The organism is Fictibacillus marinisediminis (assembly GCF_023149135.1).
In the GTDB taxonomy this organism is placed as follows: domain Bacteria; phylum Bacillota; class Bacilli; order Bacillales; family Fictibacillaceae; genus Fictibacillus_C; species Fictibacillus_C marinisediminis.
In genome coordinates, this window is record NZ_JAIWJX010000002.1 from 1,075,717 (window position 1) to 1,090,260 (window position 14,544).

The window sequence follows — 14,544 nt, forward strand, 5'->3', positions numbered from 1 at the left end:
AAAAAAGTACCAGCCAGGCGGCTAGGTACTTTTAAATTTATTTTCCATTAGAGACGGGCACGGCATTAAAGTATTCTTCCAGTGTTTCTCCTTTGCCCATGATCTTTTGTGCAACAGATTTTCCTACAAAACGGATGTGCCAAGGCTCGTACTTATACCCGGTAATGGAGTCCTTTCCTTCGGGATAGCGAATAATAAAGCCGAACTCTGAAACATGTTTAGCAAGCCATTTTGATTCTTGTGTGCCGCCAAAACAATCTTGGGCAGGACACTTTCCGCCGTCTCCAGCAACATCAATCGCCAATCCTGTTTCATGTTCACTTGTTCCAGGAAGTGCGCTGTATGTTCTTGCTTTTTCATAGCCATCGCGTTTGGCATAATTATTGAACAGCGTTGTTTGTGTAGCATGCGAACGGTATGCTGAAACTCCGGTCAAGTGGATTCCTTCTTTTTCCGCGGCAGCAAACATGGTTTCAAGCGCATCAGCAGCAGCCTTGCGCATCATGCGTTTCTCGGTCTTTTCACTGAAAATAAACGGTACATCAGGATAAACAAGGTCTGCCGGCTTGTAGTTTTCAGGCAGTTTAGAACGTTTGTTTACTAGAACGGGAATACTTTCTGGATGGGCTACAACAGAGACACTGTCGTCCTTTTGAGCTGGCGGTTTTGGCTTTTTATTCTGATCCTGCGAAGGCTCGCCCGGTTCATTTTTTTTCTTATCCTGATCTTTTTTCGGTTCAGGATCCTGGCTTACATTGCCGTTATTGTTCTTGTTTTCGCCGTTCTTTTTGTTTTCATCAGAAGGTGTGTTTTTATCTTCATTTTTTTTCGTCGGTTCATTCTTTTTATGTGCCTCATGTTCATGTTTTTCCGTTTTGTGAGACGTATTATCTTTTTGGGTTTGATCATCATTGGAACAGCCGGCAAAAAGAGCCAGACTTAATGCAAATGCAACTCCTGAAACTAACCTTTTCTTCATATGTAAAACTTCCTTTCAAAATTGCGTTGTTGATTCCGACTTCTAATTATAACTGAAGTTTCCCTGTGAAACAAAGGATGAAACTGAATATTATATGAACATATCATAGTACAATGAACAAATACGTTAAACATTCATAAAATAAAATATTAAAAAAATTAGATAAATAGGTTTCAGGCTTGTAAGTGCCGGGTATAGATTTAGAAAACTGGTAAGGAGGGATGGACAATGGATATGAATCAAGTTGCGCAGCCTATTTCGAAGCCCATGACCCAGTCCGTTCTGAAGCAGCCGCTATTGCTGGCAGCAGGAACATCTAAAAAACCAGACGAAGATCGAAAACCAGAGTATGAATTAACGTTTTTGAATCCAAACTGATTTTACTAGGAGATTGTGCTAATGTTGAACTAAGAAGCCTGGACTCATATGAGCGGAGTTCAGGCTATTTATTTTGTTTTCATCCTTTAAGCTCTGGTTCTCTAATTAAACACAAGGTATGATGGAACTATATTCCATGCATGTGTTTGGAGGCGATATAATGAGCATGAAATGGCAAAAGATTATAGACACTGAAGAAGAATTTGAGAAATTGCGTTCTCTTTGTGGAACACCCAGTATACGGGCTGAGAACAAAGTAATCTCATATCTTGACCAGCATTGCCGGGAATTTATCGGAATTTCTCCTTTTTTGACGCTGGCTACATGTGATTCGGAAGGCAGATCCGATGTTTCACCAAGGGGAGATGTCCCGGGATTCGTTACCGTGCTAGACGAACATCACCTATTTATCCCTGAACGTCTTGGCAACAAAAGAATGGATTCTGCACAAAATATCTTAACAAACCCGGGCGTAGGTTTGTTATTTATGATTCCGGGCCTGGGGGAAACGCTAAGAGTGAACGGAAAAGCCTTTATCTGCCGTGACAAAGAGCTTCTGGAATTAAGTGCTGTCAATGGCAAACTACCCTTGTTTGGAATCGTAGTGAAGGCTGAGGAATGCTACTTGCATTGTGCCAAAGCGTTTATCCGCTCCAGGCTTTGGTGTCCGGAATCATGGGAGCCGAAAGAATCGCTGCCATCTGCGGCTAAAATGATGGCAGCTCATATGAATATTCCCAATATGAGTACTGAGCAGGTAGAAGAGGGCTTGCAAGAAGGATACAGAGACCGGCTTTATTAAAAAAGGCTGTTTTCGTAACCATTGTTCTTCTTAGAAGTGGTTGATTACTCCTGAAACGGATCCGCCAAATGGGAGGCTATAGATATGAACCAGAATGAAGAAATCAGAAGGCAGCTGTTAGAAACGGTAAGCGGTCTAAGCGATGATCAGTTAAACGAACCGGAAGAGAAGGACAGATGGTCGATCATGCAGACGCTGCATCATCTATATCTCATGGAAAAATCGATCGCCATCATCATATCAAACCGTTTAAAAAGTAAAATAACGGTATCTGCAGAACTGAAACCGATTGAAATGACGGTGGACCGCAGCAGAAAAGTAGAGGCTCCTGTTTTTGTTGTTCCTACGAAACGGTATCTGACTCTGAAGAAAATAAAAGAAAAATTGGAAGAATCACGAAATGAGCTGAATAAGGTAGCAAACAGCAATGATCAAGAGGCTTTGGAACAGAAATCCTACCCTCACCCGGTGTTTGGCCCGATGCCATTAAAACAATGGATTCCTTTCGTGGGGTATCATGAAAAGAGACATCTGGCTCAAATTGAAGAAATTAAGGAAAAGGTTCTTTCCAGACAATTAAGCTAGACATCAACGGGAAGTTATACCTTAGTTGACTTATCAGAATACCTGCATTAAAATTTAACACAATAGAATAAATTGCTGATCAGAAAACTGAAGGCACCGCTATGCATGTTATTCCTTATGCACAGCGGTGCCTTTTTGCTGTCCTTTTCTGGTGAGGGAATATTGGAGGTATGTTATGTCTTTCAGCTATGTCAGCCATCTTGAATGTCCAAAGTGCGGCAGCATCTATGCTCATCACAAACCTAATCAATTGTGCCAGTGCGGTTCCCCCCTTCTCGTAAACTATGATTTAGAGGAACTGAAAAATGAGAATGAAATTATTAATAAAGAGAGGAATGGTCTTTGGAGGTACCATAAGCTTCTTCCTGTTATAGACCCAGATCATGTGGTATCACTGGGAGAGGGGATGACTCCTTTATTATCCATGCCTGCTCTCGGTGAGAAGCTTGGAATTGCAAATCTGCTCATGAAAGATGAGGGCATGATACCTACCGGGTCTTTTAAGGCCAGGGGAGCGGCAGTCGGCGTTTCAAAAGCCAGAGAGCTCGGTATTACCCGGCTTGCCATGCCGACCAATGGCAACGCAGGAGCCGCCTGGTCACTCTATTGTGCAAGGGCCGGCATAAAGCCGTACATCGTTATGCCAGTGGATGCCCCAGTCATTACGAGAAAAGAAGTGGCGATTTCAGGTGCAGAGCTTTTTCTTGTGAACGGCCTGATCAGTGATGCCGGAAAAATTGTCGCGTCCCTTGTGAAGGAAGAAGGTTTCTATGATGCTTCCACTTTAAAAGAACCTTACCGGATTGAAGGCAAGAAAACGATGGGGTATGAAATTTTAGAACAATGCGGAAGCGAGCCGCCTGATGTTATTTTATATCCAACTGGCGGAGGAGTGGGGCTGATTGGCATATATAAAGCATTGAAAGAATTCAGGGAACTGGGCTTATTTAAAGGAAGCAGACTGCCGCGTTTAGTAGCTGTCCAGGCTGAAGGATGTGCACCGATCGTAAAAGCATGGGAAGAACACAAGAGTGAATCGGAGTTCTGGGAAAATTCTGAGACAGCTGCTTTTGGTATCAATGTTCCAAAAGCAATCGGAGATTTCCTTGTCCTTGAAGCACTTTATGAAACGAATGGATGCGCCGTTGCCGTTTCAGAAGATGAAATTAGCTTTACTCAGCGCCAAACTGCAGAGCTTGAAGGAAGTTTTATTTGTCCGGAAGGCGCGGCTGTGTTTGCCGCCGCAAAACGATTGAGGGAAAATGGCTGGATCAAAGCAGATGAAAAGGTGATATGCCTAAATACTGGGCAGGGGATCAAATACCCTGATTCGGTTTCTGTAGATCCTCCTGTATTAGAGCCTGGAGAAATCATTCGAAAATAAAATGAGTTTTTGTCTTGACAATAAGATGGAAATCCCTATAATTGAATTCAATAGAATACATTTACCTTATATTTCTTATTTAGAGAGGTGGAGGGACTGGCCCTTTGAAGCCTCGGCAGCGGACTTAATTATGAGTACTGTGCCAATTCCACAAGCAAAACGCTTGAATGATAAGAAGAGTATGGCTTATGATGGCGATTCAACCTCTTCTTGTGCTTATTTGCTTCCGCAAGAAGAGGTTTTTATTTATGTAAAAAACCAACTAATTCACTGCGAAATATCAGGATTGCTGATTGGTCAACCAAAGGCGCTTCGTCATGAAAATGACGGCGTTTATTTTTTTGTTAAAGGCTCTTTCCTAAAAGATTGTTGCTTTGGAAACATTTTGTAAAGAACCCTTCATTATAGTTGATTGGAGTGCAAGGTGCGAGACTCCTGCGGGGGAAGCGGGACAGGTGAGACCCACAGGCGGATGCGCCGAGGAGGCTCAGCGCACGCCCCGCGGAAAGCAAGCATGCTGAAACGAAAATCAACCACTCCCAAGAGCAACAAAGGTTACGAAAACAGCCTTGTTAAAAGCTTTGTTTGTAAACGTAGTTGTTTTTTTGTGGAGTGTGATTGAACCGTCTTTTGAAAAGCAGAAGGATATAACCAAGCTTATTCCCATCTGCTTTTCAGGCGTTTCATTTGTTTCACAAATCAGCAGGCTCTTATCATCGCCAGCTATCACACACACCTTACTGTATAAAAAAGACTTGAAGGTCTCTTTCAAGCATCAGTATTCGATGCACAAAAGGAAAGAAAATCAACAATGTGTTTTTAAATAAGTCTTGTAAAAAAGGAGGGATTGTTTTGGAAAATCAACTAAGAAGAGCTGTGGAAAGCAAACGAAATCAGCTGATCAATAAACTCATCAATATGGGCATTTATAAGAAAGATGAGCTTCATTTATTTCAGCTGACACTCTCTGATCTTGAAGAGGAGTATGCAAAGGCAGCAGGCGGAAAGAACAGCCTTCGGCAGGCTAAATAAACCACTCATTGAAGTATTCTTGCTTTTTTCGCACCTGCTCCCCTTCTATTCTGTATTCGCTGCAACGGTTTTCTTAAAAACAGGGCAGCAATAAGAAAGACAGCGGGGAAAAGCAGCAAATGATACAAGTCAGACAGTACAACTTCTCTAATCATTCCCCCGGTTGCTTCCCGCAGTAAACTGACTCCATACGTAAACGGCATATAAGGATTAAGCTTTTGAAAGAAGGAAGAGGTCATTGTCACAGGAAATGTTCCGCCTGAACTTGAAAACTGCAGAACGAGAAAAATAACCGCCAGGCCTTTACCCACATTTCCAAAAATGGAAACGAGCGTATACGTTAGAATGACAAAGACGATGCTCAGGAACATGGCAAATAAAACAAACCATGTTTTGTCCACAATGTAGGAATGGATAATGAACCGGTCACCAAGAGATACGACAAGCCCCTGCAGCATGCCGATCGTTGCAAATGTCATCAGTCTCCCAAAGTAAAAAGAAAGCGGGGAAACCTCTCCTTTACTTGGAACTTCACCAACTTTAAGAGAAGAGATGAGCAGCATTCCTCCCACCCAAAGCGCCAGTAAGGTGTAAAAGGGAGTCATGGCGGAGCCATAATTAGGAATCGGAAAAATTTTATTCTCCTTCAACGTGATAGGAGATGCCAGAAAATCACTTTCCTTTTGAGCATCGTTCTTTAATGCTTTAATAATATCTCTTAGATTATTGCTGCGTTCAAAATCCCTGATTTTGTCGGCCGTACGTGTGATGGATTTCTCCATGGCGGGCAAGTCTTTTTCTGCAAATATAGCGGCCTTGTGGATGGCTTGTTCTATTTGGGGAAGCTGGGTATCCATCAATATCCCTGCTTTTTGAATATCTTGTTTGACGGCAGGCCACTCGTTTCTCATAAAATCTGCTGCCCGTTGGATTTTCTGCTCCTGTGCGGGCCAGTCCTGTTGAGCAAATGAAGAAAGCTTCTGCAGAGGATCCATGTACGAGTCTGCACGGCCAGAAAGGATTTCTTTGTTTTGCTGGACGGTGTTTTTAATCTGATGCAATTCTTCTTTGATCGCTTCAAGTTCATCAGGCTGAAATGAGATATCCGGGTTAGCTTTTTGTGCTGCGTTTCCTTTTGAGATCGCTTTATCCACGGCTGCCTCTAGGTCAGTCAGTGAGCGTTCAAGATTCCCTGCCATGTCATCTGCAGTTTGAAGTTTTAACAGATTATCCTGAAGAGGAGCCAACTGGTCGAACACCACTTTGATCTTAGGCAAGCTTTCTTCCGATTTAAGGATAACAGCTCCCAGCTTATCGATGTCTGGCACGTTTTTTTGAAACTCTTGGATCATACCCGTTCTGTTTTTTAACTCATTCATTTTTTGATCAACCGAGATGATACGGTCTCCCATCTGATTGATTTGAGAAAACTCTTTTTCCAGAGAAAATATCTTCTGTTCAAAGCTGAGTATCGTTGGCATTTCTTTTTCTAACGTCATGCCAGCTTCGTTAAATTTTTTAAAGATGGCGTTTCCTACACTCTTCGTGAAATTGTCGCTAACCTGGTTGATAACGGTAGAAACTCCTGACTGGGTGATCTTAGGTGATACGGCATTGATTTTTTCGTTAACTGTATATACGATTTCAGGTTTTTCAGGATTTTCACTCGCGATGCTTGAAATCTTTTGTGAAAAATCACGTGGAATGAAGAGGCTGGCATAATACTTCCCTTTCACCACTCCATAATAAGCGGTGTCTTTATCCACAAAGGTCCATCCTAGCTTATGATTGTTCTTTAAATTTCTTACGACTTGACGTCCGATATTAATGTGCTCATCCTGCAACAAGGCTCCTGTATCTTCATTCGTGATGGCAATTTTTATGCCTGATGTGTTTTCATAGGGATCCCACATGCCCTTTATATTCACCCAGGCATAAACAGATGGCAGCACAATTAACCCAAAGATCAGCAGAGCTGCAGAGGGAATTGTCAAAATGTCTTTCCAATCCAAGAAATAAACGCGGAACATATTTTTCATCGTCACAAATCCTTTTCAAGCAATTTAATGAAGACAGCAGTTCTGCATAGTCTTTGTTTCAAACGGAAGTTTATGTAAAGCCCCTTATCAGGTATGGAAAAGAATTGGACACAGCCAGCCAGGTTATGGTGTACTAATAAAAGAATCTTATTTAATGGAGGAATTCAGATTGAACGAACAAATGGCCAATGAAATTCTTTCTGATCTGCGCAGTGGGAATCTTAGTGAATACGTCGTTATTAAAGAAGAGTTTTTTGTCTTTCGTGAGGTTCTCGTAAAGCAAGAGGATAAGAAAGCATTCCGCGGATTCATCGTCCCGGGCGGCGGGGGGAACGTAAAGTATTTGTATCAGCCTGGCTGGACAGCTTAAACGAAAATAAACAAAAAAATCGGTACCCTATCTGAAGGGAACCGATTTTTTTATTATTTAACGATAATCACCGGGCATTCTGCTGTATGAGCTACCTGATGGCTGACACTTCCCAATAAGGCTTCTTTTATAAATCCCTTACCTGTGCTCCCCATGACAATGACATCGTACTCGTGTTCTTTTGCATACGAAGTGATGATCTGAGAAGGCTCCCCGTTATAGGCATGCGTTTCATAGGGAATTCCTGATTCAGAGAGATACTGAGTGGCAGGCTGCAAGAGTTCTTTGTCCTCTTCTTCCATTATCTCATCCAGATCAAAGTTAAGAAGCGGTTCCTGCAAAGGAAGGTTTTTATTTACATGCAGAATTGTAACCATTTCAGTGTTCATCTTATGAGCCAGCTCCACTCCGTGCTGAAGAGCGCGGGCAGAAGGAGCTGAACCATCAAAGGCGATCAGAATTTTATTGTACATTATAGAGACCTTCCTTTCCTTTAATGAGAAATTGAATCCACATGAGCAAGATGTTTACGGCCAAACGCCACAACCAGCATGGCGAATAGAACAAAAATCGCGCCCGTTACAAATGGTACATGCGGTGAATAGGTTTCAGCCAGTTTATTGGCAAGCCAGGGTCCGATCGCACCACCGATGAAACGTACAAAACTGTAGGCAGCCGAGGCGGTTGCCCGCTCAACCGGTGCCACCTGCATAACAGCTGTTGTGATCAATGTATTGTTTGTCCCAAGGAAAAGACCGGCAACGATAACGGCGACGATGACCACCGTGCTTGATTCTGTCCAGATTCCCATAGCCAGCAGTGTCAATGCGAATAAGATCAGCATCGCACACATGGATTTTACTGTACCGAATCTTGCCTGAATTTTTGGTGCAACGAATACAGAAGTTATGGCTAAGCATAGGCCCCATCCGAGGAACACATAGCCGAGGCCATGCTCGTCTAAATTCATAACAAATGGTGAATAGGCCATTAGAGTAAAGAAACCAATGTTATAAAGGAATGCGGTTAGACCCAGTCTAAGAAGTCCTGGATATTTCAATGCTTTAATCGGGTCGAGTACAGAACTTTTAACTTTTGGTTTCGGTACATGCGGCATTTTTAACAATAAGGCAAAGAATGCGATCACCATCAGTACGCTGACGCCGTAAAAAGGTCCGCGCCAAGAAATCGATCCCAGTTCCCCACCAAGTAATGGCCCGACGGAAATCCCCAATCCAATGGCTGCTTCATATAAAATAATGGCTTTTGCAGTACCTCCGATGGATAAACCAACAATGGCGGATAAAGCAGTTGCGATGAATAACGAGTTTCCTAACCCCCAACCGCCGCGGAAACCAACGATTTGGGAAATCTCATTAGAGGAGCCGGCTAAGGCAGAAAAAACGATAATCAATAATATTCCTGACAATAACGTCCACTTGATCCCCACCCGGCTGGAAACCACGCCTGTAATCAGCATCGCGATACCGGTAATCAAATTGTAGCTGGAAAATAATAATGAGACCTGGCTCGGAGTAGCGTTAAGCTGATGAGCGATGGCAGGCAAAATAGGATCCACGAGACCCAATCCCATAAAAGAAATAATGGTGGCAAAGAAGATAACCCATATGACCAGCGGCTGTTTGCTTGGCTGTTCCTGGATACTCAATGCTTCTTGTTTCATACCTAAAAACCCCTTTTTCTATTTTAATGTAATATAAGATAAATCACGTAACAGCATTGTTCTACTCAAGAATTATAATATAGGTTAACCTTGACGTCAACGTAAACATTTCCTTTTTAATATGCTTTTGTGGTATTTTTTATATAGAGCAATTTTTCGTGTATTTGAACTTTAATGGCAAAGGAGCAAGAAAAATGAATGGGTTAAAAATAGATGATGTGGCTAAGCAGAGCGGGTTAACAAAACGGACAATCCGTTATTATGAACAGATCGGCCTGCTAGCTTCACCTCCGAGGAGTGAGGGGGGGATAAGACTATATTCAGAGGAGCATGTGGAGTTCTTAAAGAAGATCACAAATGCAAAAGAAGTGATGGGCTTTTCGCTTTCGGAGCTCCAGGAATTCATTACACTCAGTGACACCTTAGAACTTCAAAAACTTGATTACAGACAGTTTAAAGGGACGAGCCAGCAAAAAGAAAAGCTTGAGAAAGTATTAATGACAGTAGAAGAGCAATTAAAACTGTTAGAACAAAAAAAGAAAAATATTCTCAAGGTGGAGGGAGACTTGGTCTCTCTTCGTGACAGGGCAAAAGCTGCGCTGATTCGGTTTGAAGAGGAAAAATAAAAAAGCGGGCGGAAAGAGTGTAAATAACACCCGTCCAGCCTGCTTTTTTTATATACGTTAATTGGTTTGTTCAATGACATTTCCTTCAGTAGGAATAGGGTGTTCCTTGAGCAATTTCGCAAAATGAATCAAGTTATACGCCATGATCTTGGCATGCTGCATCGTAAATTCGTTTTCATAGCCTTTGGCCTCGATATAAGAAGGACCAGGGCCAGCTTCTCCGACCCAATACGTATCAACATTCGGAGGGACTGTAAATCCGATATGAGATAACGCGTAGAGCACTGAACGGCTGACATGCTTGGCGCCGTCTTCGTTTCCTGTTACAACCACACCGCCGACTTTGTTATAGAAGAGATATTGCCCTTTATCGTTCGTTTGGCTGCTTGCCCCATACAGCCTTTCAATTAATACTGTTGTAAGGCTGCTCTGCTGTCCTAGCCAGATCGGAGAACCAATAATTAAAATATCGGCTTCCTTTACCTTTTTGAAAATAATCGGCCATTCATCATTGTCGCTGATGGCATCTCCTGTTACTCCGTATTCAATGTTATAGTCTGCAAGGGTAACAATTTCTGTTTCAATTTCTTTTTCATCAAAAATTTTAACCGATTCATCAATGAGTGCTCTTGTATTTGATGTCTGGTTGCTCTTGTTTAAAGTACAGTTAATAACGAGTGCTTTTATGGACATTGTTGATTCTACTCTCCTTCTGTTCGATTCTTTTTGATACAATGTACCCTTCTATTCAAACTGAAAACATAAAAAAGCCCGCCGGCTTCCCTGGATCTAGGAAACCGGCGGGCTCTTATTGTTTTATTAGTTCACTCCAACATTCGTCCACGCTGTTTTTACTGCTGTGTATTCAGCGCTTGTGCTGCCATACAGATCAGCAGTAGCGCTTAATAGTGCAGCACGTGCTCCGCTGAAGTTAGTAGTCGGCGTCATATAGCGAGTCAGTGCTCTGTAGTAAATTTTCTCTGCTTTAGCTTTTCCGATCGCAGTGATCGTGTTATAAGCAGCTTTGTTAGGGATACCGCTGTTCGTATGCACTCCGCCATTATCACTTGAAGTGTTGACATATCCGCTCATATTGTCAGGCTGACCATAGAGCTTTGGATTTGAGAGGCTGCGGAGGCCATCTCCAGCTGTTCCAGGAGTATATACATCTTCACCCATCAGCCAGTCGTTTGGATCAAGGAAATATCCGAACACGTCTGACATGGATTCGTTTAATGCTCCTGATTGATAGGAATAATTGAGTCCTGCTGTTCGTTCTGTTACCGCATGTGTTAATTCATGGGCAACAACATCAAGTGCACCGGACAATGGACGGAACTGAACGCCATCGCCATCACCGTATACCATCTGTGATCCATTCCAGAATGCGTTGTTGTATTTATAGCTGTAATGAACGGTAGAACTAATGGATGCACCTGCATTATCAAAGCTGTTGCGTCCATGAGTATTTAAATAATAATCATAAACTTTGCCGGCATAGTAGTTCGCATCAACATCTGCACCCTGTGAAGATGAAGTCCAAGCGTTGTTGGAATCTACAGAATACGCTCCTGGAAGGCTTGACCCATTTTGAGCCGTGTAGGTTTCGATGACACCATTCATCGGTTTCGTTGTGTCAAATAAGTAATAATAGCCAGCAGATAGATAGGTGTTTAACGTTTTGCTGTCACCGAGGACACCGTATCCAGAACCGGTGGTCGGTCCATCGTTATTTACAGCGTTAAAGCTCTTAAGGACATCTCCATTGGCTGCATCAACGTAGACTTGCCAGTTTGCTGGATAAGGATCGATGAATTGAAGGGCAACACGGTAGGCAAGTTTGAACTTATCCCCGTCTTTAAACATGACAAGTTTGGACTTTTCGACCGTATCACTTATCTTTGCACCTTTAAAGGCAAGCGGCTTGAGTTTTTCTTTTTTGGCTGTTCACCGATATGCTTCCAAGCAGCTTTTATGGCGTTCGCCTTTGTCAGCTTTTTAGTAGCTTTAAAATTTTTAGGAAGGTTGGAATGGACGTCTCCATTGATTGCAGTAATTTTTCCTTGCTTGTCCGTATGAACGATGAAAGTTGCTCCATCAATTGGAACACCGTTGATCGACTGGTTAAACACATAGTGTGTCATACCTAAATCATCTTTTTCTTGTTTTACTAGAGTGAGATGCTTTGATGCTTCAAACGGAAAGAGTTGTTTATTGCTGTCTAGAAAGGCAAGGATTTCTTTCTTGGAAAGGTATGTACCTTTGGAAAGTTTGCCTGAAATAAAGGATGGAACAGCATTTTCTTTTGATCGAGTAACTTGAACCTGAGAGGTAACGGTTTTGTTATTCTCATGAAGAACCAGCTTTTGAGCTTTTGTTCCAGGCTCATTAGCTGCTGCTGCCTGATAGGCTGAACTGAATAGTAAACCTGCCGATAGTACTGCAATCAAACCTTTTTTCATAAAATACCCTCCTAAAATTCTGTGTAGGGGGCGCCCTTGAATTGATCATAGCACAGGGGCAGTACTTCGGTATTGGGAAAAACAGGGTGGTTTACTGTGAAATTCAGATTAAAGTTTACACCTGTTTTCCCAAGTGTAAAGATAGTGAAAAAGGAGTATAATTTTGTGTCTTTTTTGTGTCTATTAGTAAAAAGTGATAGTGATGGGTATTGCAAAACAATTACAATTCCCGTTCATGGTATGAATTAAACCTGAAATATGTTATTCTATATAGAAATAATAAAAAATTATTTGGGCAATATAGCTATTTTGAGCTCCCCCTCATAATGGAAAGGGGATTGATGACCATGAATCAATCAAAAATTCAGGACATGCTGCTCGATCTAAAAGCGAAACAATACATCGAATCAGATGTAACCCATACGCTAAGTCAAAATAGTATCCCATTAATCTCAATAAGCTACAGTAAATCCGACCATGTTTTTAAAATACACTATTCCGATAACCACGAGATTCAGTCATACGCTAATATCGACGCAGCGGTGGACGCTATCACCTCAGAATTAAACAAACATAAATAAACACCGTGATTACGGTGTTTTTCTTTTGCCTTGACACTCGTATTGTTAAGGGTATATCTACTTTTGTACTAGCAGATATGATATAATCACAGGAAAATTAGCAGAAAAGAAAGAGGCTGACAATGCTTACATTTTCAGAAAAAATAAATATTATTGAAGAAAACTTCCCTCAATTAACAAGGAAAGATATTTCCCTTGGGCGCATAAATTACCATCTCGAGGAGAGCAATCGCGACAAAAAAATTGTTATACAGCATCTGCATCCGAACGGGAACGGATTTGTATATGCTGGCCATCTGCCGAGAGGCAAGAAGAATGAAAAAGGCATGGTCAACATCCGGGATTATTCGGCTGATGAGCTGATTAACCTCGTACAGAAATCAATGGACTATTTATTAGAAGAAAAGGGTAATTCAGATGAGGAGTCTTATCCTTTAGAACCGGAAAAAGAAAATTGGATTGGAGGAGTAGACCACGAAAAGCTCCTGCTCGTTCATGAAGAGGAACTATGGAATATATATGCGGGCTTAAATTTAGAAGCTGCTTTTGAATCCTATAAAGAAGCACATGACTATTTAGTTGAAGAAGGCTTTGAAAAAATATAGCCAGCCATTTTCATGATACTTAATCTTAATTGAGGGGTTTATAGAGATGGACATAAATCAAGAATTGCATCAATTTCTTCTGAATAGAGCCAGAAATTTGACTGAGGAATGGTATGATTCGCTTGATAAGTCAGGCACGGCTGGAGTATACAGTTCCCATGATCCCGCAGTTATAAAGACGCTGAAAGAACAAAATTATGAATTTCATATTCATTTATGTGAAGTGCTTGAAAAAGACGAAGAAACCTTTTTTAAAGATTTTGATGAGTGGATTATTAAAATTGCAAAAGACAATGAACATTTAAAAACACCCATTCATTACATCATAAAAGAATTCATGAGGGTACGGCAGCAGTATCTTGATTATATCAGCGAGTTCGTATCGATTCATCCAGAAGACATCGAACCGTTGCAGATCGAAGAATGGAATCGGGTGATGATCAAGGTTTTTGACAATGTCATGCTTCAATTCATTGAGGAGACCCATAAATATTCCACCAATCGGCTGAAAGCACAGCAAGAATTACTGAATGAATTGAGTTCACCTGTCATCTCATTAAATAACGATACCGCTTTACTGCCGCTTGTTGGCGATATTGACACGGCCCGAGCGAAATTTATTCTGGAAAATACACTGAATCGATGTGTCCAAAAAGGAATTGGCCATCTCTTTATTGATTTATCGGGTGTTGTGATGATTGATACTATGGTAGCTCATGAGATCTTCCAGCTTATTGATGCACTTGATCTCGTCGGGGTGAAGACTACCCTTTCAGGTATTCGTCCAGAAATCGCTGCAACTGCAGTTCAACTCGGTCTATCCTTTGACAGGGTTTCCATCACTTCTACATTGGCTCAGGCGATGGACTTCAATAACGAGCAAAAAGGAAACAGCAACTGATATTTGCCAGGCAGCATTACTCATTGTAATGCTGCCTTTTTTATTTGAGTTTGAGGGAAAAAAGGGTATGATACTAAATAAAAGGAAGAGTAACGAAAAATGTATTAATAGGAGGC

Annotated in this window: 16 protein-coding genes, 1 pseudogene and 1 riboswitch; of the genes and pseudogenes, 11 read left to right on the top strand and 6 right to left on the bottom strand. The window is 41.6% G+C overall.

Going from position 1 to position 14,544, the window contains the following annotated elements:
• Positions 1–37: 37 nt before the first annotated feature.
• The gene (locus tag LCY76_RS05945; protein ID WP_248251856.1) at positions 38–979 is read right to left on the bottom strand and encodes a M15 family metallopeptidase; all 942 of its coding nucleotides are present in this window, start codon (positions 977–979) and stop codon (positions 38–40) included.
• 228 nt (positions 980–1,207) lie between these two features.
• Between LCY76_RS05945 and LCY76_RS05950 the strand changes: the two genes are divergently transcribed.
• From LCY76_RS05950 to LCY76_RS05980, 6 genes are all read left to right on the top strand, one after another.
• Complete coding sequence (locus LCY76_RS05950; protein WP_156316246.1) at positions 1,208–1,357, top strand: hypothetical protein; 150 nt, start codon at positions 1,208–1,210, stop codon at positions 1,355–1,357.
• Between the two features lie 166 nt (positions 1,358–1,523).
• Complete coding sequence (locus tag LCY76_RS05955) at positions 1,524–2,159, top strand: pyridoxamine 5'-phosphate oxidase family protein (RefSeq protein ID WP_336606275.1); 636 nt, start codon at positions 1,524–1,526, stop codon at positions 2,157–2,159.
• A gap of 84 nt (positions 2,160–2,243) precedes the next feature.
• Complete coding sequence (locus LCY76_RS05960) at positions 2,244–2,744, top strand: DinB family protein (RefSeq protein WP_248251858.1); 501 nt, start codon at positions 2,244–2,246, stop codon at positions 2,742–2,744.
• A gap of 175 nt (positions 2,745–2,919) precedes the next feature.
• Complete coding sequence (locus LCY76_RS05965) at positions 2,920–4,128, top strand: threonine synthase (protein WP_248251859.1); 1,209 nt, start codon at positions 2,920–2,922, stop codon at positions 4,126–4,128.
• A gap of 72 nt (positions 4,129–4,200) precedes the next feature.
• A riboswitch (SAM riboswitch) is annotated at positions 4,201–4,305 on the top strand.
• A 4-nt stretch (positions 4,306–4,309) separates the two neighbouring features.
• Positions 4,310–4,519 carry a hypothetical protein gene (locus LCY76_RS05970; protein ID WP_248251860.1) on the top strand — a complete coding sequence of 70 codons (210 nt, stop codon included), beginning with the start codon at positions 4,310–4,312 and terminating at the stop codon, positions 4,517–4,519.
• Between the two features lie 461 nt (positions 4,520–4,980).
• On the top strand, positions 4,981–5,160 hold the full coding sequence (locus LCY76_RS05980) for a Fur-regulated basic protein FbpA (RefSeq protein ID WP_248251862.1): 180 nt from the start codon (positions 4,981–4,983) through the stop codon (positions 5,158–5,160).
• 5 nt (positions 5,161–5,165) lie between these two features.
• Here the strand turns inward: LCY76_RS05980 and LCY76_RS05985 are convergent, their stop codons facing one another.
• The gene (locus LCY76_RS05985; protein ID WP_248251863.1) at positions 5,166–7,199 is read right to left on the bottom strand and encodes a YhgE/Pip domain-containing protein; all 2,034 of its coding nucleotides are present in this window, start codon (positions 7,197–7,199) and stop codon (positions 5,166–5,168) included.
• A gap of 169 nt (positions 7,200–7,368) precedes the next feature.
• Between LCY76_RS05985 and LCY76_RS05990 the strand changes: the two genes are divergently transcribed.
• The gene (locus LCY76_RS05990; RefSeq protein WP_091007106.1) at positions 7,369–7,569 is read left to right on the top strand and encodes a hypothetical protein; all 201 of its coding nucleotides are present in this window, start codon (positions 7,369–7,371) and stop codon (positions 7,567–7,569) included.
• A 53-nt stretch (positions 7,570–7,622) separates the two neighbouring features.
• Here the strand turns inward: LCY76_RS05990 and LCY76_RS05995 are convergent, their stop codons facing one another.
• Complete coding sequence (locus LCY76_RS05995; protein ID WP_248251864.1) at positions 7,623–8,042, bottom strand: universal stress protein; 420 nt, start codon at positions 8,040–8,042, stop codon at positions 7,623–7,625.
• A 20-nt stretch (positions 8,043–8,062) separates the two neighbouring features.
• A complete protein-coding gene (locus LCY76_RS06000) occupies positions 8,063–9,253 on the bottom strand; it encodes an MFS transporter (RefSeq protein ID WP_091007103.1) in 1,191 nt (396 codons plus the stop codon).
• A gap of 194 nt (positions 9,254–9,447) precedes the next feature.
• Between LCY76_RS06000 and LCY76_RS06005 the strand changes: the two genes are divergently transcribed.
• Positions 9,448–9,879 carry a MerR family transcriptional regulator gene (locus LCY76_RS06005; protein WP_248251865.1) on the top strand — a complete coding sequence of 144 codons (432 nt, stop codon included), beginning with the start codon at positions 9,448–9,450 and terminating at the stop codon, positions 9,877–9,879.
• A 57-nt stretch (positions 9,880–9,936) separates the two neighbouring features.
• On the opposite strand, the gene LCY76_RS06010 is transcribed toward LCY76_RS06005, so the two are convergent.
• Positions 9,937–10,572 carry a flavodoxin family protein gene (locus tag LCY76_RS06010; protein ID WP_272885575.1) on the bottom strand — a complete coding sequence of 212 codons (636 nt, stop codon included), beginning with the start codon at positions 10,570–10,572 and terminating at the stop codon, positions 9,937–9,939.
• A gap of 126 nt (positions 10,573–10,698) precedes the next feature.
• Positions 10,699–12,341, bottom strand: a pseudogene (locus LCY76_RS24125) (M4 family metallopeptidase).
• 347 nt (positions 12,342–12,688) lie between these two features.
• On the opposite strand from LCY76_RS24125, the gene LCY76_RS06025 reads away from it, so the two are divergent.
• The 3 genes from LCY76_RS06025 to LCY76_RS06035 all read left to right on the top strand — a co-directional run bounded on the left by LCY76_RS06025 (position 12,689) and on the right by LCY76_RS06035 (position 14,428).
• Entirely contained in the window at positions 12,689–12,922 is a 234-nt protein-coding gene (locus LCY76_RS06025) for a hypothetical protein (protein WP_248251868.1), read from the top strand.
• Between the two features lie 122 nt (positions 12,923–13,044).
• Positions 13,045–13,527 carry a hypothetical protein gene (locus LCY76_RS06030; RefSeq protein WP_248251869.1) on the top strand — a complete coding sequence of 161 codons (483 nt, stop codon included), beginning with the start codon at positions 13,045–13,047 and terminating at the stop codon, positions 13,525–13,527.
• Positions 13,528–13,573: 46 nt separating this feature from the next.
• Entirely contained in the window at positions 13,574–14,428 is an 855-nt protein-coding gene (locus LCY76_RS06035; RefSeq protein WP_248251870.1) for an STAS domain-containing protein, read from the top strand.
• Positions 14,429–14,544: the final 116 nt, after the last annotated feature.